Origin of the sequence: Rhizobium sp. AB2/73 (genome assembly GCF_020871915.1) — a bacterium.
Taxonomy (GTDB): domain Bacteria; phylum Pseudomonadota; class Alphaproteobacteria; order Rhizobiales; family Rhizobiaceae; genus Rhizobium; species Rhizobium dioscoreae.
Genome location: NZ_CP067071.1, coordinates 2,963,375 through 2,983,461, shown reverse-complemented (window position 1 = coordinate 2,983,461; position 20,087 = coordinate 2,963,375). Strand labels below are relative to the sequence as shown.

The 20,087-nt window shown below is 61.1% G+C and carries 13 protein-coding genes; 8 read left to right on the top strand and 5 right to left on the bottom strand.

Translation table 11 applies throughout. The features are described from left to right. The first annotated feature begins 23 nt into the window (after window positions 1-23). The 8 genes from I8E17_RS14700 (at window position 24) to I8E17_RS14665 (ending at window position 9,441) form a co-directional block, all read left to right on the top strand. Window positions 24-362 carry a metalloregulator ArsR/SmtB family transcription factor gene (locus I8E17_RS14700; RefSeq protein WP_069613419.1) on the top strand — a complete coding sequence of 113 codons (339 nt, stop codon included), beginning with the start codon at window positions 24-26 and terminating at the stop codon, window positions 360-362. A gap of 70 nt (window positions 363-432) precedes the next feature. Then, window positions 433-1,329 (top strand): LysR family transcriptional regulator, encoded by an 897-nt coding sequence (locus I8E17_RS14695; RefSeq protein WP_069613420.1) that lies wholly within the window; start codon window positions 433-435, stop codon window positions 1,327-1,329. A 158-nt stretch (window positions 1,330-1,487) separates the two neighbouring features. Beyond that, a complete protein-coding gene (locus I8E17_RS14690) occupies window positions 1,488-1,967 on the top strand; it encodes a formate dehydrogenase subunit gamma (protein WP_069613421.1) in 480 nt (159 codons plus the stop codon). Further along, window positions 1,964-3,520 carry an NADH-quinone oxidoreductase subunit NuoF gene (locus I8E17_RS14685; protein ID WP_069613422.1) on the top strand — a complete coding sequence of 519 codons (1,557 nt, stop codon included), beginning with the start codon at window positions 1,964-1,966 and terminating at the stop codon, window positions 3,518-3,520. Before I8E17_RS14690 ends, I8E17_RS14685 begins: the two co-directional genes overlap by 4 nt. 5 nt (window positions 3,521-3,525) lie before the next feature. Beyond that, window positions 3,526-6,405 carry a formate dehydrogenase subunit alpha gene (gene fdhF, locus I8E17_RS14680; protein ID WP_069613423.1) on the top strand — a complete coding sequence of 960 codons (2,880 nt, stop codon included), beginning with the start codon at window positions 3,526-3,528 and terminating at the stop codon, window positions 6,403-6,405. 187 nt (window positions 6,406-6,592) lie between these two features. Next, on the top strand, window positions 6,593-7,420 hold the full coding sequence (fdhD, locus tag I8E17_RS14675) for a formate dehydrogenase accessory sulfurtransferase FdhD (RefSeq protein ID WP_069613424.1): 828 nt from the start codon (window positions 6,593-6,595) through the stop codon (window positions 7,418-7,420). Further along, on the top strand, window positions 7,410-7,676 hold the full coding sequence (locus I8E17_RS14670) for a formate dehydrogenase subunit delta (protein ID WP_113366665.1): 267 nt from the start codon (window positions 7,410-7,412) through the stop codon (window positions 7,674-7,676). Before fdhD ends, I8E17_RS14670 begins: the two co-directional genes overlap by 11 nt. A gap of 103 nt (window positions 7,677-7,779) precedes the next feature. Next, window positions 7,780-9,441, top strand: a complete 1,662-nt coding sequence (locus I8E17_RS14665; RefSeq protein ID WP_069613426.1) for an OFA family MFS transporter — start codon at window positions 7,780-7,782, stop codon at window positions 9,439-9,441. Window positions 9,442-9,513: 72 nt separating this feature from the next. On the opposite strand, the gene I8E17_RS14660 is transcribed toward I8E17_RS14665, so the two are convergent. The 5 genes from I8E17_RS14660 to I8E17_RS14640 form a co-directional block, all read right to left on the bottom strand. Further along, window positions 9,514-11,187, bottom strand: coding sequence for a PAS domain-containing methyl-accepting chemotaxis protein (locus I8E17_RS14660; RefSeq protein WP_069613427.1), 1,674 nt, complete (start codon window positions 11,185-11,187; stop codon window positions 9,514-9,516). 297 nt (window positions 11,188-11,484) lie between these two features. Continuing rightward, window positions 11,485-11,961 (bottom strand): chemotaxis protein CheW, encoded by a 477-nt coding sequence (locus I8E17_RS14655; RefSeq protein ID WP_069612887.1) that lies wholly within the window; start codon window positions 11,959-11,961, stop codon window positions 11,485-11,487. 363 nt (window positions 11,962-12,324) lie between these two features. Further along, the gene (gene rocF / locus I8E17_RS14650) at window positions 12,325-13,260 is read right to left on the bottom strand and encodes an arginase (RefSeq protein ID WP_069612888.1); all 936 of its coding nucleotides are present in this window, start codon (window positions 13,258-13,260) and stop codon (window positions 12,325-12,327) included. Between the two features lie 471 nt (window positions 13,261-13,731). After that, window positions 13,732-17,916 carry a translocation/assembly module TamB domain-containing protein gene (locus tag I8E17_RS14645; protein ID WP_069612889.1) on the bottom strand — a complete coding sequence of 1,395 codons (4,185 nt, stop codon included), beginning with the start codon at window positions 17,914-17,916 and terminating at the stop codon, window positions 13,732-13,734. Between the two features lie 65 nt (window positions 17,917-17,981). After that, window positions 17,982-19,907, bottom strand: coding sequence for an autotransporter assembly complex family protein (locus I8E17_RS14640; protein ID WP_083258181.1), 1,926 nt, complete (start codon window positions 19,905-19,907; stop codon window positions 17,982-17,984). Between the last annotated feature and the right edge of the window lie 180 nt (window positions 19,908-20,087).

The following is a 20,087-nucleotide window of genomic DNA, read 5'->3' as shown; positions in this document are numbered from 1 at the left end:
GGATTCTTATTAGAGGCTGTGTTATGTCGTCGTCTCTACCGCAGGGCGGTGCAGCGGAACGTGATGTTGAGGAAATGACTGACAGGGCGCGAAAATCGAGCGCCCTGCTGAAAGCACTATCGCATGAGACGCGTCTGGCAATTCTCTTCATGCTGGCCAAGAACGAGAAAACGGTGATGGAGCTCGAGGCTCTTCTCGACCTGCCGCAGGCCGTCGTGTCGCAGCATTTGGCACGCCTTCGCCTGGACAAGCTGGTCGATACGCGCCGCGAAGGGCGACTCATCCATTATGCCGTCGCGCGGTCGGAAATCTGTGCCGTCGTTGATTCGCTGCAGAAAGCCTTCTGTCAGACCGATCGCTGATCCCTGAGGCCGCTTTGCATGTTGCGCTCGCCATGCTGCCGGTCTAACTCTTTCGTCGCGGGAGAGTGGGATGATCGACAAGCTGGAATTCTTCATAGCGTTGGCGAATCAGAAGCATTTTGGCCGCGCCGCGGAAGAATGTGGCGTGACGCAGCCCACCCTGTCTGCGGCCATCCGCCAGCTGGAGGACCAGCTTGGCGTGATGCTTGTCAGCCGTGGTTCGCGCTTTCAGGGATTGACGCCCGAGGGGCAGCGTGTCCTGGAATGGGCGCGCCGCATCGTCGGCGACAGCCGCACCATGCGCGAGGAGATGCGTGCGGCGCGCAAGGGTCTTGCCGGCCATATCCGGATCGCCGCCATTCCGACAGCGCTTGCCATGGTGCAGAAAATCACCACGCCTTTCCAGGAAAGACATCCAGACGTCACCTTCTCCATTTTATCGCGCAACTCGCTGCAGGTTCTGAGCCTGCTTGAAAATCTCGAGATCGATGCCGGCATTACCTATCTGGAAAACGAGCCGCTCGGCCGGGTTACCAGCGTGCCCCTATATGCCGAGCGCTATCACCTGATTACCGCGGCGGGCAGCCCGTTTTCCGAGCGCAAGACCGTCACCTGGAAGGAAGTCGGCGATCTTCGGCTTTGCCTATTGACTGCCGACATGCAGAATCGCCGCATTATCAATCGGCATCTTGCCGAGGCGGGCGCAACGGCCAGGCCGACGCTGGAATCCAATTCGATGATCGTGCTGTTTTCGCATGTGCAGACCGGTCGCTGGGCGAGCATCATGCCGAAGAATATTGCCGATTCCTTCGGTTTTCCGGCGGATATTCACAAGATCCCCATCACGGAGCCTGACGCCGAGCATCTTGTCGGCCTGGTCGCCACCCATCGCGAACCCTTTACGCCGCTCGTCTCCGCCCTGTTGCATGAGGCGAGATTACTAGCGGAAGAGAACGGAAGTCGATAGAAATTTTCTATCGAACAACGGGACTGCCTTATTGATCCCTAGCCGTCTCCCTGCGAGCTTATCCTTGTGGCGTGTCGATCGCGCGCCGGAGGAAATGCCGCATAGGTCTCCCGAAGATTCGCCTTCGATTTTCGGAAGCCATGCGCGGGAGGCTGCTAATGAGCTTGAATCAGGCCGCGGGCGATGTCGCAACCCGGGCGGGCACCATTATCGATAGCATGAAATCGATGGAGGGGCCGCTTTTGCCGATCCTGCATGGGATCCAGGAAGAATTCGGTTATGTGCCGCAGGATGCGTTGCCGCTGATCGCCAAGGCACTGAACCTTTCCCGCGCCGAAGTGCACGGCGTCATGACCTTCTATCACGACTATCGCGATCATCCGGCAGGTCGCCATGTCCTGAAGCTCTGTCGCGCCGAAGCCTGTCAGTCGATGGGCGGCGATGCGCTGGCCGAGCGGATCAAGCGGCTGCTCGGCATCGATTTCCATCAAACGACCCTCGATGGCAGTGTCACGCTGGAACCGGTCTACTGTCTCGGGCTTTGCGCCTGTGCTCCGGCTGCGATGCTCGACGGCGAGCTCTATGGCCGGCTCGACGACGAAAGCGCCGACGACCTTGTCAAGGAGGCGCGCCAATGACGATCACCATCTATATTCCCCGCGATGCCGCCGCCCTTTCGCTCGGGGCGGAGAAAGTGGCGCAAGCCGTTACGCAGGAAATTGCCAAACGCGGGCTCGATGCGCGCGTCGTACGCAACGGCTCGCGCGGCATGTTCTGGCTCGAACCCTTGGTCGAGGTCGAGATCGGTGGCAAGCGCATCGGCTATGGGCCGGTGAAAGCCAAGGATGTCGCGGCTCTCTTCGATGCCGGGCTCGCCGAAGGCGGCGAGCATCCGCTCTGTCTTGGGGAGGTCGAAAGCCTCCCATTCCTTAAGGAACAGACCCGCCTGACTTTTGCCCGCTGCGGCATCACCGACCCGCTTTCGCTGCAGGATTACGAAGCGCACGGCGGCCTGAAAGGTCTGCGCCGCGCCATCGGCATGGCGGCTGGCGATATCGTCAAGGACGTCACCGATTCCGGCCTGCGTGGCCGTGGTGGCGCTGGCTTCCCGACCGGCATCAAGTGGAAGACGGTGCTCGATGCGCCCGGAGCACGCAAGTACATCGTCTGCAACGCCGACGAAGGCGATAGCGGCACCTTCGCCGACCGGATGATCATGGAAGGCGATCCCTTCGTTCTGATCGAAGGCATGGCGATTGCAGGCCTCGCGACCGGCGCGACCAAGGGCTTCGTCTATACGCGTTCGGAATATCCGCATGCGATCGCCACGATGACCGAAGCGGTCGAAATCGCGCGCAAAGCCGGTATTCTCGGTGCGTCCGTGCTCGGTTCCGGCAAGGCATTCGACATGGAAATCCGCACCGGCGCCGGCGCCTATGTCTGCGGCGAGGAAACGGCGCTCTTGAACAGCCTCGAGGGCAAGCGCGGCATCGTGCGCGCCAAGCCGCCGCTGCCGGCGCACAAGGGCCTGTTCAACTGTCCCACCGTCATCAACAATGTGATTTCGCTCGCGTCGGTCCCCGTCATCCTGGACAAGGGTGCTGCCTTCTATCGCGATTTCGGCATGGGCCGGTCGCGCGGCACGATCCCGTTGCAGATCGCCGGCAACGTCAAGCATGGCGGCCTTTACGAGACGGCCTTCGGTCTTTCGCTCGGTGACATCGTCGACCGGATCGGCGGCGGCACAGCGACGGGGCGGCCGGTCAAGGCCGTGCAGGTGGGTGGGCCGCTGGGCGCCTATTTCCCGCGCGCGCTGTTCGACACGCCGTTCGACTATGAAGCCTTCGCGGCCAAGGATGGCCTGATCGGCCATGCCGGCATCGTCGTCTTCGACGATACCGCCGACATGCTGAAGCAGGCGCGGTTCGCCATGGAATTCTGCGCGGCCGAAAGCTGCGGCAAGTGCACGCCCTGCCGCATCGGCTCGACGCGCGGCGTCGAGACGGCCGACAAGATCGCGCGAGGAATCGAGCCGGAGAAGAACCGGGTGCTGCTTGCCGATCTCTGCAACACGATGAAGTTCGGCTCGCTCTGCGCACTCGGCGGTTTCACCCCCTATCCCGTCATGAGCGCGATGACCCATTTTCCGGAGGATTTTTCTCCGGCTCCCTTGATTGAAGCGGCGGAGTAAGACCCATGTCCCTCGTTCCAGAAATCGATTACGGCACGCCGGCCTCGACCTCCGAAACCATGGTGACGCTGACCATTGATGGGCGCCAGATCACGGTGCCCGAGGGCACGTCGATCATGCGCGCCTCGATGGAAGCAGGCATTCAGGTGCCGAAGCTCTGCGCCACCGACATGGTGGATGCCTTCGGCTCCTGCCGCCTCTGTCTCGTCGAGATCGAGGGCCGCAACGGTACCCCTGCCTCGTGCACGACGCCGGTCGCACCCGGCCTCGTCGTTCACACGCAGACCGGCCGGCTGAAGGATATCCGCCGCGGCGTGATGGAACTCTATATCTCCGACCACCCTCTCGACTGTCTGACCTGCGCCGCCAATGGCGATTGCGAGCTACAGGACATGGCCGGCGCCGTCGGCCTGCGCGATGTGCGCTACGGTTATGAGGGCGACAACCACGTCAAGGCGCGCAACAACGGCGACATCAATCTGAAATGGATGCCGAAGGACGAGTCGAACCCCTATTTCACCTATGATCCTTCGAAGTGCATCGTCTGTTCGCGCTGCGTGCGCGCCTGCGAGGAAGTGCAGGGCACCTTCGCACTCACCATCGAGGGCCGCGGCTTTGGCTCGCGCGTCTCGCCCGGCATGCACGAGAGTTTCATCGCCAGCGAGTGCGTCTCCTGCGGCGCCTGCGTGCAGGCCTGCCCGACCGCCACGCTGACTGAAAAATCTGTGATATCGATCGGCCAGCCGGAGCATTCGGTCGTCACCACCTGCGCCTATTGCGGCGTCGGCTGCTCCTTCAAGGCGGAGATGCGCGGCGAAGAGCTGGTGCGCATGGTGCCTTGGAAGGACGGTCAGGCCAATCGCGGCCATTCCTGCGTCAAGGGCCGCTTCGCCTATGGTTATTCGACCCACAAGGACCGCATCCTAAATCCGATGATACGCGAGAAGGTGACCGATCCCTGGCGTGAAGTGACCTGGGACGAGGCCTTTGCCCATATCGCCACCGAGTTCAAGCGGCTGCAATATCAGTATGGCCGCGATTCCATCGGTGGCATTACCTCCTCGCGCTGCACCAATGAGGAAACCTATCTGGTGCAGAAGCTGGTGCGCGCCGGCTTCGGCAACAACAATGTCGATACCTGCGCCCGCGTCTGCCATTCTCCCACAGGCTACGGCCTCGGCCAGGCGTTCGGCACCTCCGCCGGCACGCAGAATTTCGACAGCGTCGAGCATTCCGATGTCGTCATCGTCATCGGCGCCAACCCGACGGATGGTCATCCAGTTTTCGGCTCGCGTCTGAAGAAGCGGCTGCGCCAGGGCGCGAAGCTCATCGTCATCGATCCGCGCCGCATCGATCTGGTGCGCACGCCGCATGTCGAGGCGAGCTATCACCTGCCGCTGAAGCCCGGCACCAACGTCGCCATGATGACGGCGCTGGCGCATGTGATCGTGACGGAAGGCCTGTTCGACGAGAAATTCATCCGTGAGCGCTGCGACTGGTCCGAATTCGAGGATTGGGCTGCCTTCGTTTCCGAACCGCAGCACAGCCCGGAGGAAACGGAAAAATATACCGGCGTTTCTCCCGAACTCGTACGCGCCGCCGCTCGTCTGTTTGCCAAGGGTGGCAACGGCGCGATCTATTACGGTCTCGGCGTGACCGAGCACAGCCAGGGCTCGACCACCGTCATGGCGATCGCCAACCTTGCCATGGTGACGGGCAATATCGGCCGTCCGGGCGTGGGCGTGAACCCGCTGCGTGGTCAGAACAATGTGCAGGGCTCCTGCGATATGGGCTCCTTCCCGCACGAGCTGCCGGGTTATCGCCACATCTCCGACGATGCGACGCGCGATATCTTCGAAAAGCTGTGGGGCGTGAAGCTCAACAACGAACCGGGCCTGCGCATTCCCAACATGCTCGATGCCGCGGTCGAAGGCACGTTCAAGGGCATCTACATTCAGGGCGAGGACATTCTCCAGTCCGATCCGGACACCAAGCACGTCGCGGCCGGCCTTGCCGCGATGGAATGCGTCGTCGTCCACGACCTCTTCCTGAACGAGACGGCCAACTATGCGCATGTCTTCCTGCCCGGCTCGACCTTCCTGGAAAAGGATGGCACCTTCACCAATGCCGAGCGCCGCATCAACCGCGTGCGCAAGGTCATGACCCCGCGCAACGGCTATGCCGACTGGGAAGTGACACAGAAGATGGCGCAGGCCATGGGTCTCGGCTGGAACTACACGCATCCGTCCGAAATCATGGACGAGATCGCCGCGACGACGCCGAGCTTCGCGCTCGTCTCCTACGACTATCTGGAAAAGATGGGCTCGGTGCAGTGGCCCTGCAACGAGAAGTCGCCGCTCGGCTCGCCGATCATGCATGTCGATGGCTTCGTGCGCGGCAAGGGCAAGTTCATCCGCACGGAATATGTCCCGACCGACGAGCGCACCGGCCCGCGCTTCCCGCTGCTGCTGACGACCGGGCGTATCCTCAGCCAGTACAATGTCGGCGCGCAGACGCGCCGCACGGAGAACGTTGTCTGGCACGCGGAGGATCGTCTGGAAATCCATCCGCACGATGCCGAGCAGCGTGGCATCCGCGAAGGAGACTGGATCCGGCTCAGCAGCCGATCCGGCGACACGACGCTCCGGGCGTTGATTACCGACCGTGTCGCGCCCGGTGTGGTTTATACGACGTTCCATCATCCGGACACGCAGGCGAACGTCATCACGACGGACTATTCCGACTGGGCGACGAACTGCCCGGAATATAAGGTGACGGCCGTGCAGGTCTCGCCGTCGAACGGCCCGTCGCAGTGGCAGGTCGAGTATGACGAACAGGCCCGGCAGTCCCGGCGCATCGTTGGGAAGATGGAGGCTGCGGAGTGAGTTTGAGGATGCTTTCTCCTTCTCCCCTTGGGGAGAAGGTGCCCGCAGGGCGGATGAGGGGGTCTTTTCGAGCGGGAAGAATGGGCCTTCGCTCGCGCTCAAAACGCTCGGAGCCGTCGCTCCTCGCGCCCCTCATCCGACGCTTCGCGCCACCTTCTCCCCGAGGGGGAGAAGGGGAGACCGGATAATGACCAAATTCACGCCCACCACCACCGTCCCCGAAACCGCGCGCCGCAACGGGTTGGTGCGGTCCGGCTCCCGAATCGTCCCCGAGGAAGTACCGATCGCTTTTTCCTATGGCGGCACCTCGCACGCGGTCATGATGGGGACGCCCGCCGATATCGAGGATTTCGCTGTCGGCTTCAGCCTCACCGAGGGCATCATCACCGATATCGATCAGATCGTGGCCATCGAACCGATCGAGGACGAGCAGGGGATCGACGTGCAGATCACGCTCGTCGATGATGCCGCGGATGCCCTGCGGCTGCGCCGCCGCCATATGGCAGGCCCCGTCGGCTGCGGTCTCTGCGGCATCGAATCGATCGAGCAGGCGGTGCGCAAGGTACCGGACGTTTCCAAGGTCGCTTTGAAGCTGACGCAGACGGATATCGTTCACGCCATCGCTCTCCTCAATGATGCCCAGCCGCTGCATCGCGAGACTCATGCCGTGCATGGCGCGGGTTTCTATATTCCCTCCGAGGGTCTGCTTGCCGTGCGCGAGGATGTCGGCAGGCATAATGCGCTCGACAAGCTATGCGGCGCGGTCATTCGGTCCGGTCATAAGGGCGCGGAAGGTGTGGTCTCCGTCACCAGTCGCCTTTCCGTCGAGATGGTGCAGAAGGCAGCGATATTAGGCAGTTCCGTCCTTGTAGCGATTTCCGCGCCGACGGCGCTTGCGATCCGTACGGCCGAGGAGGCCGGCATGACGCTGGTGGCGCTGGTGCGCGGCGACGATTTCGAGATTTTCACCCATCCGCACCGCATCATCCCGGGGAGCATCGCCGATGTCGCCTGACGAAACGCCGCATGGCAAGACCGAAACCAAGCTCGTCTATATGGCGAACCAGATCGCTACCTTCTTCAAGACACAGCCGGCGGGCGAGGCGGTGCAGGGCGTGGCTACGCACATCAACAAATTCTGGGAGCCGCGCATGCGGAGACAGCTGTTCGCGATCATCGATCATGGCGGCAGCGGGTTGAATCCTTTGGTCCTGGAAGCGGCTTCGCTGATCCACAGGCCGGCGCCGGACGAGGAAATTAAGTCGGCTTGATACTAGCACAGATGACGCATCGGGATGGAGAATGGAGGCTCTATCGTCGAATGCGATTCCTTTGAGGAAGAGTGCCGGTCTTTAAAGCAAGGAGGAGTTGTTCATGACGGCTGCGGATACGAATATTTCCCGAGGGACGGCGACGGCGGGTCTGCTCGATCGTGAGCGGATTATCGCCAAGCCGGGCTTCAATCGGTGGCTCGTGCCGCCGGCGGCGCTGGCGATCCATCTCTGCATCGGCATGGCCTATGGCTTCAGCGTTTTCTGGCTGCCGCTCTCCAAGGCGCTTGGTACGCCGACTCCAGCTCCTGCAGAATGCGCCAGCCTCAATCTTCTGACCGCCCTGTTCACGACAAGCTGTGACTGGCGCGTCAGCGATCTCGGCTGGATCTACACGCTCTTCTTCGTGTTGCTCGGCTCCTCCGCCGCCATCTGGGGCGGGTGGCTCGAGAAGGTCGGGCCGCGCAAGGCGGGCGTGGTTGCTGCCTGCTGCTGGTGCGGCGGTATCCTGATCGCAGCCATCGGCGTCATCTTCCATCAGCTCTGGATCATGTGGATCGGCGCCGGCGTCATCGGCGGTATCGGGCTTGGGCTCGGCTATATTTCGCCCGTATCGACGCTGATCAAATGGTTTCCAGACCGGCGCGGCATGGCAACCGGCATGGCCATCATGGGCTTCGGTGGCGGCGCGATGATCGGGGCGCCGCTTGCGAGCCTGCTGATGAACCACTTTCGCACGGATGGCTCGGTCGGCGTCTGGCAGACTTTCATCGTCATGGCGGCCATCTATTTCGTCTTCATGATGGGCGGCGCCTTCGGCTATCGCCTGCCGCCGGCCGGCTGGCGTCCCGAAGGCTGGATGGCACCCGCGGCCAAGAGCTCGATGATTACCACAAAGCATGTGCATCTTCGCGATGCACACAAAACCCCGCAGTTCTGGCTGATCTGGGCAGTATTGTGCCTCAACGTCTCGGCCGGCATCGGCGTCATCGGGATGGCCTCACCCATGCTTCAGGAGATCTTCGGCGGAGCCTTGATCGGCCTGCCGGATCTGAAATTCGCCGATCTCAGCAAGGATCAGATCGCCACTGTGGCTGCCATAGCCGCCGGCTTTGCCGGGCTGCTGTCGCTCTTCAATATCGGCGGCCGCTTCTTCTGGGCATCGCTCTCCGACAAGATCGGCCGCAAGAACACATACTATTGCTTCTTCGTCATCGGCATTGCGCTCTATGTCCTGGCCCCCTGGGCAGCAGGCATCCACAGCAAGGTTCTGTTCGTCGGCGCGCTTTGCATCATCCTGTCGATGTATGGCGGCGGCTTCGCCACGGTTCCCGCCTATCTTGCCGATATCTTTGGAACCCAGTTCGTGGGCGCCATCCATGGCCGGTTGCTGACGGCCTGGGCGACGGCCGGCATCATCGGTCCTGTCGTCGTCAACTATATCCGCGAGGCGCAGAAGGCAGCGGGCGTCGAAGGTGCGCAGCTCTACACCTTCACCATGTATATTCTTGCCGGCATGCTGGCTCTGGGCTTGATCGCCAATTCGCTGGTCAAGCCGCTCTCGGACAAATGGTTCATGTCGGATGAAGAGGTTGCGGCGCTACAGGCAAAGACCGCCGCCGCCAATGCCGGCCCCACCGGCTCTTTCGGCATCGGCACGGGCGGTTTCGATGGCAAGGCGCTGATCGCCTGGGCACTTGTCGGCATTCCGCTCCTCTGGGGTGTATGGGTGACGATCAAGAGCACTTACGCATTGTTTGGCTAAACGATCCTCCGCAAGACGACGAGGCCGCCCCGAAGTTCGGGGCGGCCTCCTGCTTTTCAGCAAGTTTGGCGGTCAGGCTGCACGCCGCATCACCATATCGCGGATCATCGAGTCGGCCAGGCGGAATTGGGCCAGCAGTATGTGCAGCGCATCCGCCTCGTTGGCGAGCCGGAGGCTTGCCGCCGTGCTTTCCTCCACCATGGCAGCGTTCTGCTGGGTGGTCTGGTCCAGCGAATTGATCGCCGAATTGATTTCCCGAAGGCCGATCGTCTGTTCCTTCGAAGCCTTCACGATGGCGGCGACGTTGGTGTTGATATCGGCGACTTGAGTAACGATATGCTCCAGCGCCCTGCCTGTCTGACCGACCAGGCCGACACCATTCTTGACGTGCTGGCTCGATGTCGTGATCAGCGCCTTGATCTCCTTGGCGGCACTGGCCGAACGCTGAGCAAGCTCGCGCACTTCCTGCGCCACGACGGCGAAGCCTTTGCCCGCCTCGCCGGCACGTGCCGCTTCGACACCGGCGTTCAGCGCCAGCAGATTGGTCTGGAAAGCGATATCGTCGATGACGCCGATGATGTTGGTGATCTCGCGGGAGGATTTCTCGATCTGATCCATGGCGGCGACGGCATTGCGGACCACTGTGCCGGATTCTTCGGCGCCCCGTTTGGTTTCGGCAACGAGACGCCCGGCTTCTTCCGCACGTTGGCTGGAGTCGGCGACCGTCGTGGTGATTTCTTCCAGAGCCGCCGCCGTCTCTTCCACCGATGCAGCCTGCTGTTCGGTACGCCTTGAGAAGGCTTCTGCTGAGTGGCCGAGCTCGCGCGAGCCGGCGGCAATGGCGCTAGCATTGTGGCCGACGGTGGTCAGCGTTTCGGAAAGCTTCTCGATCGTTGCGTTGAAATCGTGGCGAAGCTGCTCCATGGATGGCACGAAGGACCGCTGGAGCGTCTTCGTCAGGTCGCCTTCCGACAGGCTGCGGAGGGCGCCGGCGATTTCGCTGATGGCGCTCATGCGCGAGGTAACGTCCGTGGCGAATTTCACGACCTTGTAGACTTTGCCGTCGGCGTCGACGATGGGGTTATAGGCCGCCTGAATCCAGATTTCCTTGCCGCCCTTGCCGTAGCGGACGAATTCGTTGGCGATGAACTCGCCCTGCGCCAGGCGCTGCCAGAAGCGCTTGTATTCCTCGGTGCGGGCATAGGAAGGATCACAGAAAATGCTGTGATGCTTGCCGACGAGTTCGCCGAGCGCATAACCCATGGCGCTACAGAAGTTCTCGTTGGCGGTCAGGATTTCGCCGGTCGGCAGGAATTCGATGACGGCTTGCGAGCGCGAGAGTGCCTCGAGCTTGCCCGCATCGTCGATTGCCTTCTTCTTGGCCTCCGTGACATCGACGGCGAATTTTACAACCTTCACCGGTTTTCCGTTGCGGAAGACGGGGTTGTAGGAGGCTTGTATCCAGATCTCGCGATTGCCCTTGGCATGACGCTTATAGGTACCGGCATCATATTCGCCGCGGCCGAGACGCGCCCAGAAATCTTGATAGGCAGGGGTTGTGACATAGGAGGGATCACAGAACATCCGGTGATGATTGCCGACGATTTCCTTCAGCTCATAGCCCAGCGCACGACAGAAATTCTCGTTTGCGGTCAATACCTTACCTTGGAGATCGAACTCGATGATGGCCTGCGATTTGGAAACGGCGGAAAGAGTGCGGCTGGCGTCGGATGATAGACTGAACATTCCTATTCCCTTCTAGAAAGCTCGCGCCTGCCGAGCGTCGATTGAATGACATCGAAGCGGGCGACTGCGCTCGCCGGAACGCCTTTAAGAGGCGTTCCGCACGGAATGGCCGGAATGTCGAGATTGTATTTTCTATCCTCGCTTCACAATCGATGATGGAGTTTACTCCTTTAATTTTGAGTAAAAATCAGCTTATTAGAAATTACAATTTAAATAAAAAATAATGAGCTAAAATTATAAGGAAATAAAAAACCGCCGCAATAGTGCGACGGCTCTTTGGTAGAACTAAGCTGCAAGTTAAGCGGCAAGTTCGTCCGTTTCGTTTTCCTTGAACATCTTGGCGAGATTCAGGAAGCAGATCATTCCATTCTCGGTGGCGATGATACCTTCACAATAGGCGCGATCGAACGAGGCGGTCACTTCCGGCACGGGCTGCACCTGGCTGGAGGCGATCGTCAGGATGTCGGAGACGCGGTCGACCAGCATGCCGATGACCATGTTATGGACTTCGGCGACGACAATGGCGCTGCGCTCGTTGGCGACCGTGCTCTGCATGCCGAGCTTGTAGGCGAGATCGATGATCGGGATGACCGAACCGCGCAGGTTCATGACGCCGATGACATCGGCCGGTGCGTGCGGGATCGGCGTCGACGGCGCCCAGCCGCGGATTTCGCGGATCGTGGTGGTCTTGACGCAGAATTCCTGATCATGCAGCCGGAAGGCAATGATCTCCAGAGTTTCGCCGCTGAAGCTGGTGGAATTGATCGTGGCCATGAACGCTCTTCCCATTGAACCGTGACGCCAAATCCGGCGCGTTATTGGCACGATAGAGGAAGAAGATTGCTCAAACCTAAATCTATACAAGCGGTTTCGATGGTATTGGCCGGCAGAACACAATGCTGGAAGTATGGAAGTTGTAAAGGAAGAGCGGCCACCCGCTCTCGTGGTTCGAGGGCGCTTACGCGCCACCTCATCATGACGGCTGATCGTCTCCCTCTGCTGCTAAGGAACGTACCTCTATCAGCGGGCTCACTCCACCCTCATCCTGAGCTTGTCGAAGGACGAGGGTGGCCCCAGTGAGGACTGGTTCGCTCACTGGCGAAGCGTGTTCGATTTCTCTGCCGGCCAGATAGTGCCTTAGGCGGCCCGGGTCGGGCGGTCGAAGATGCGCCGGCCGAAGAGGCTTGCCGCCATTTCCACCAGCACGCGGGCGCTCTTGCCGCGATCATCGAGGAAGGGGTTGAGCTCGACCAGATCGAGCGACGAGACGAGATTGCTGTCCGAGAGCATCTCCATGATGAGATGCGCTTCGCGATAGGTGGCGCCGCCAGGCACCGTGGTTCCGACACCCGGCGCGATATCCGGATCGAGGAAGTCGACATCGAAGCTGACATGCAGCAGGCCGTTGGCTTCGCTGACGGTATCGAGCACCTTGCGCATGATGGCGGCGACACCCAGCTCATCGAGGGATCGCATGTCGAAGACGTTGACGCCGTGTTCGCGGATTTCCTCGCGCTCGCGCGGGTCGACGGAGCGGATGCCGACCTGGAAGACCTTCGTCGGGTCGACCAGCGGCCTCCCGGCCGGCAGAACGCCCTCGATCTCGGCTTCCCCGCAGAAGAATGCGACGGGCATGCCGTGAATATTGCCTGAAGGCGAGGTAGCGGGCGAATTGAAATCGGCGTGAGCGTCAAGCCAGAGCACGAAGAGCGGGCGACGGACCTCCGCCGCATGGCGGGCCATGCCGGAGACGCTGCCCATGGAGAGACTGTGATCGCCGCCCAGAATCAGCGGGAAGCCGCCAGACGATGCGACATCATAGACCTTCGCTTCCAGCGCACGCGTGAAAGCGCCGACAATCTTCAGATTGTGAGCGTGGGGATGGTCCGGAAGATCCGCTGCCGGAACAGGATGCAGGTCGCCGCCATCGGTGACGCGATGGCCAAGTTCGGTTAATGTGGTTTCGATGCCTGCGATGCGAAGCGCCGTCGGACCCATGCCGGCGCCGCGGCGGCCGGAGCCTTCTTCCAGGGGAACGCCGATCAGGGTAATGGGGATGGATTGCGTATTCATCGGCATTGCTCCGAGGGTTAGAGCGCTTCCGGAAAAGCCAGCAGCGGCTTTGCCCGGGACGGAATGAAAATGAGATAGACCAGTTCGGAGAATCCATGAAGAGCCGAACCGGCCTGAATTATGTTGGCGCGCATTATCGATGGTCTGGATGACAGCAAAAAGATGGAAAATTGTCCAAAATCGACTGGGTTTCGACAGATTGATCAATCTGATTGCACAGAATGACAAGCACATGGACGATCTTAATGCAATATCGCCTTGTTCGACGAGATGCTTCGTGTTTCGAGGATACGGCCTTCGACGGACTCAGGAGCCTACGCACCTCAGCATGAGGGTTAATCTCTTGAGCGCTCCGCAAAATTCTCTCCGCCTCACCCTGAGGTGCTTTGACGATTGAGCGTTGGCGAAAGCGGCAAAGCCTCGAAGGGCGAGTTGGCCGCTATTGGCTTCGACAGAAGTTGGCTGATCTCGTTAATATTCATGTTCGTAGACAACGCCGGCTTCCCCAGCGCCGTCGGATCCCGCCGCGCCGCGCAGCTTCACGCCGCGACCGACATTGAAATTGATGATGGCCTTGGTGTTGTTTGAAGCGCCCTGCTGCAACTCGATATAGGTGCGCTTATTGATATACTTGCCGGCGCCGACCTGTGCCTGGCCGTTCGCATCCGTCGAGATGTCGAGATCGTCGACGCCAAGATGGCTGCGCAGGCCTTCGAAGAGCGAGGTGGAGCGGCCGCCGGCCAGCTGGCTTGCCGCATCGGCGAGTTGGGCGATCTGCATGGCCGATAGTTTCGACATGGACTGGCCGAAGATCAGCTGTGCCAGCACCTCATCCTGCGGCAGGGCCGGCGATGAGGAGAAGCCGATCTGCGGGTCGGTCGCCAGCCCGGTGACGTCGACCGTAATGGTGGTGGAGCCTGCCGTCGACGTCGCTTTCATATTCAGCGCCGGGGTCAGGTCGCCGCCGAAGGTGATCTTGCTGGTATCGGTGAAGTCAAGCCGGCGGCTCAAAACGGTCAGACGCCCGCGCCGCATGGTGAAACCGCCGGACACGATTGGTTCTGCTGCCGTGCCGCGCACCGTGATGTTGCCGCCGAGTTCGGCATCGATGCCGCGGCCACGGACGAATATCTGCGAGGGGGCATCGAGCTGCAGGTCGATGCCGAGTGTTGCCGATTTGCTGCGGGGCGCTTCCGGCTTCTGATCCTTGAACTGGGCGTTGACCGCAGCCGGGGCATTCTTGTGCTTGATGTTGATCTCAGACAGCGAGGCCGGCAGCTTTTGCGGTACGGTGATCGATGCCTTGCTGATCCGGAGATTGCCCGTCAGCATGGGCGCGGTCATCAGCGGACCTTTGATGCCGAGCGTGCCGTTGACCGTCGCGGTGACGAGGGTCCCGTCGAGATAGGTTGCGTTGTTGAACTTCATCTGGATATCGGCAGGGAAACCGCTATCCGGAGCAATGCCGACCGTGCCGCTGCCGGAAACGCTGCCGCCGCTGGTGAGATTGCCGCTCAGCCGCGAGATGACGGCTTGCCGGCCATCGAGCGTAACCGTGACGGCAAGGCCGTTGAGGGTCAGATTTCGCCGCACGTCGACCAGCTTGGCGCCGTCGGTGGTGATCGAGCCGGTAATGGCGGGTGCCGCCGTCGTGCCGCCGATCTGCATGTCGATCTTGGCCGTGCCCGTCATGACGAGACCCTGGGCGGCCAGCTGGCCTGCCAAAGCATCGAACGGAAGACTACCGGCAAACCTCAGCGCCATCGCCTTATTGCCGGCAATGGCGACGGTGCCGCCGCCATTCAGCGCCAGGCCGCTCTGACCGGTCAGGTTGGTGTTGATGGTGACGACATTATCGGCGAACTTGCCGTCGGCCTTGATGCCGAGAGCGGCGAGGCCGGCGGATTTCGTCTGACTTGTTGCTGCTCCCGACCAGTTTGTCTGGAAGACAACGGCCGGCGAGGCCGCCTTGCCGGTGACCGCGACCGTGCCCGAGATGACGCCTTCTGCCGCAAGCGTCGGCGCAAAGACATTGGCCAGGCTCGCCGGCAGGTTGGCGATCTTCGCATTGATGTTCAGGACCTGCCCGGCGGTGCCATCAACGGTCACTGAACCGCCACCGGTCTGAAGGGTCAGGCCGTTCAGCGAGGCGATGCCGTCCTTGATGACGATCTTCGTCGGCGATGCGAGCTTCACCGGTATGGTACGTGGCGCGCCGGCAAGCGAATCGAGGTTCACTGTCGTCTGGTTACCAACCGTTTCGACGCTGCCACGCGTCGTCAACGGCGCGTTGTCGTAGGTGGATTTCAGGTCGAAATCCGTGCGGCTGCCCTGCTGGGTGAAGGTCAGATTGAGATCCGCGATGCGGTTGGCACCGGAGGCGATGGCGTCGGCGCGGATACCTCCGTTGGCGGAAAAGGCCTTTAAGTCGTCAACGGTGAGCGCCACGGCCGGCTTGCTGATGACGAGATCGTCGCGGCGGATACCATTGCCATTGGCGTTGACCTTCAGGCCTATCTTGCCGCCGGTGCTGGCGATGTCGAGCGAGCCCTTGAGGTCACCCTCAGCCTTCTGGCCGGCAAGCGCGGCCAGAAGGCTGAGATCCGGCAGGTCGAAGGTCAGCGCGCCTGTCGGCTCGAAGCTCGGCGACAGATCCAGCTTGCCTTGCAGTTTGTTGGTGCCGATTTCGGCTGCTAGCGATGGGATGCTGGTGCGGCCATCCTTGGAAACGGCGTCGGCGGTGATGCGGATCGGCTTACCATCGATTGCGCCGCTTGCTTGAACCTTTGCCTGCGGCGCCCTGGGATCGGCGGTGCCGGTCACGCCGATATCGAGCGTATCGAGCAGCCGTCCCGCCAGCTTGACATTGACGGCCTTGACGGTCGCGTCGATGCCGAGCGCAGAGAGCGGTCCCTTGGCCTTGAGACCGATATCGGCCTGCCCTTGCGCGTTCGGGACGAGCTTGGAAAGGTCGAGTACCTTGCCGGATAGATCCGATGTCAGCGATTGGTCATTGAGCGCGACATTGCCGTTGATCTCCGCGACATTGGATTTCACCGCAAGATTGGAAAGCGTCATCTTGGTCGGCACCGTGCCGGCGACCTGGCCTTCCAGCGAAATCGTGCCTTCGAACTTGTCCGAGACACCATCCGGTAGAACGCCGGGCAGGGCGAAAAGCTTGAAATTACCCGTCAGCGCCTTCGACGACAGCGTATATTTGCCGTTGACGGTGCCGCCGATGCTGGCGCTTTCCAATGTCGTATTGTTGAAGCCGATCGTATCGGGCGAGAGCTGCAGCGGCGCGGTCAGCGCAATCGGCGCGCGGATGAGGCGGTTGAGGTCGGGGCTCACGAAAGCCGTCTGACCGACGACGAGGCGAAGCTGCAGCGGGCCGGACATGCCGGGGAGATTGAAAGCATCGCTTCGGGCGCTGAGATTGATCTGTCCGATATTGCCCTGTGGCGTGCTGGCGCTGTCGAGTGCAGCTTTCGCGTCGATCTTTACCGATTGGGCTGCACCCGTCAGTGCGATATCGACCCGGGAGATCAGAGCGCGTGCCTCGCCGTTTTCCATAGGCCAGCGGAAATCGACGGGGCCGGAGGTGCCGATGAGATTGGCATTGAGGCTGTTGTTGCCGGCGGGATCGAGTGTGCCCGATGCGGCAAGCACGGCGCTGCCGGTGGCGAGATTGCCGGTTTGGATATCGATCTTGCCCTTGCCGTCGAAGGCTGCCGAAAGATCGATGGTCGTCTGGCCGGCAAAGAGCGCCCGCATGGTCGGCGGCAGGAGGGAATCGACATCGCCGCCACCCTTGACGTCGATATGGTGCAGGCCGTCGGCCGAGAGGCTGTGGTGGCCGGTGACGGCAACTGTCGGCTTACCGTCGAGCGCTGCCTGCAGCTTGCCGGCCCAGTTGGAGAGAGGGCCATCGCCGGAAAGATCGATATTGACTGCAGGACCGCCCGGCAGGTGCAGCAGCCCGGCCAGCATGCCGTCGCGCGGCTCGGAAATCTGCGTCTTCAGTTTCAGCTGATTGTCGGCCGGGGCAAAGGCGATATCTGCGGAAAGCTTGGCATCGGGCACGTCATGGCGGCTCGCATTGATCACGAGGCCCATGCTGCTGTTGTTTGCTTTGACGCTGCCATTGGCGGCGAGAACGAAATCCTGTCCCGCGACCGCCTGTCCGATGCGAAGATCAGGCAGGGCGATGGCGCCGATGTCGATGGCGATAGGCAGGGAGAAACCGCTGGAGCTTGCCGGCTGCGTTGTCGGTGCGGGTGCGACCGTTGAAACCGGCAGACGTTCGAAGTCGGCAACATCGGCTGCGACGCGATCAGCATGGAAGGTGCCAGTCAGCAAGGACAGGGGAGACCAGTCGATGGCAAGGTTCTGTACCTTGGCGTAGGGGCCTTTCGTATCGGACACAGTGATCGAACCGACCCTCAGATTGCCGTTCAGCAGTCCTGAGGGCGCGGCGATGGCGATGGTACGATCCGGCGTAGATGCGAGCTTTGCCACCTGGTCGACGGCATAACCGGTTGCGGAGGGTACGAGGCCGACGACGAGCACAGCCGCAATCGCGAGCAAAAGGATTGCCACGACCGCATAGGCGATCCAGCGCACCAATTTCCCGAGGATTCGAATCAATATGCTCATGAAAGCGACAGTAACCTCAATTTCGTAACCGTGTGCTGAAAGGCCCGCGACAACTCTGCGCTTTATCAGAAAGCCTGGCCGATACCCGCGTAGATGCCATAAGATGTGCCATTGTCATATTTCTTCAACGGCACGGCGACATCGAGCCTGATCGGACCGAAGGGCGTAGCGTAGCGCAACCCGACGCCAGCGCCAATGCGCAGATCGGACGCGTCGGGCAAGAGGCTGTCTGTGACGCTGCCCATATCGACGAAAGGCACGACGCCGATCGTGTCTGTGATCTTCACCCGCGCTTCGAAGGAGGCGGTTACGTAGGAGCGTCCGCCGGTTTCGTCACCGTGGGAGTTATAGGGCGAGATTTCCTGATAGCTGTAACCGCGCACCGAGCCGCCGCCGCCGGCATAGAAACGTCTCGTCGCGGGAATGTCCTCGATACTGTTTGAACCCAGCAGCGAGCCTGCGGCAAGCTTGCCGGCGAAGACCACGTTGTTGTTGGCGCCTATGCCCTTGTAACCGGTAATCGACCCTTCGAAGGAGCTGAAAACCGCGCCGCCCATTGCCTCATAACTCGGCTTGGCGCTGATGGAGGCGCGAAAGCCTTCGGTCGGGTCCAGCTTGTTGTCGCGTGTGTCCCTGATGTATTCGAGCGGGATCGCGACCGTCAGGTAATTATGTTTTCCGAAAGCATCGGTGGTATCGGATTCATAGGACACCTCGCCGCCGGCAGATACTGTATCCTGATCGTTGATTTCATAGGCAAGGCTGCCGCTTGCCGTCGCGGTGTTGGCATCGTAGGCGTCCGGATGCAGGCTCTGCATCTTGAGGCCGGCCGTGAAGGTCGCCGAAGGATAGAAGGTCGCAGGTCTGACATAGGTGATGCCGGCCGTGTAATCGAACTGGCCGACATCGGTCGTTTCGCCGATGCGGGAGATGGAGCCCTCGATGCGCAGCGAATCCGCGCGTCCCGTCAGATTGCGGTGTCCCCAATAGCCCTGCAGGCCGAAGCCGTCGATGGTGGAATATTGGGCGCCGATGCCAAAGAAGCGCTGCTTGCCTTCCGATACCTCGATGGTCGTCGGAATGCTGCCATCCGGCGCCAGCTTGTCGGCCTCGCGGATGGTAACGCTCGAGAAGACGCCGAGCTTTCTCAAGCGGTCCGAGGCCTTCTTCAACTCGTCGGGGGAGTAGGGCTTGCCTTCATTGATGCGGGCATAGCGCTTGATGAAGTCCGGATCGACCGACTTCTGGCCCGTAACGCCGACATTGCCGAAGGGAGCGACGGGGCCGCTATCGACCTTCAGCGAGACATCGACGGTATTGCTGGAATGATCGGCAACGACATCGCGCTTGTCGAGCTTGGCGAGCGGATGACCTTCGTTCTTGAAGTCGGCGACCATCTTGTCGCCCGCCTTCAGAATGGTCAGCGAGCCGGCATCGCCGCCACGCACGAGGCCATAATTGGCCGGGTCGAGCCTCGCGGCATCGCCGAGCAGGTTGATCTTGCCGAGTTTGAAGATTGGGCCAGGATCGACGCTGATTGTGACCGCAACAGGCTTGGCGCGGCTGAAGGTCGGCGTCGGCGGCAAGGCATCGAGGGGTGTGCCGTTGACGGTGATGGTGACCACGCCGCCATAACGGGCCCTTTCGTAAAGTGTGGCTATCAGACGGTCGCGATCGTCACGTGCCTTGACGACGACGCCGAGGTCACCGGAGACCGGCTTGTCCTTGTCGGAAACCAGCATCGAGCTGTCGTTCAACGCGTCCTTCAGATCCTTGTCGAGATTGTCGGACTTGAAATCCACCGTGTAGCGGACGGGATCGGAAACCTGATCCGCCGTTTCATCTTCACCCCAGAGCTTGATGCCGAAGAGCTTGAATGCAAAGGCATTTTGGGCGCACACCGGACCGAGCGCCAGCATTGCCGCAACCGCTGCCACGGTTCCTGCCTGCCGATACGCAATACTGTTCCTCGGTTCAGTTCTTTTATGCATACGCCGCTTTACGGTTACAAGAGAACTTACTCAGTTTGATGTTTCCCGGGAGTTAACGCGCGGCCACCATAGAGGCAAAAGTCCCTCAGGTGTACCGTTTTGAAGTCAAAACCGGGGAAAATATGCCCGTTAGCGCGAAACGCCGAATTCTTACTGGAGTTCTCATATATACGGGCGGCC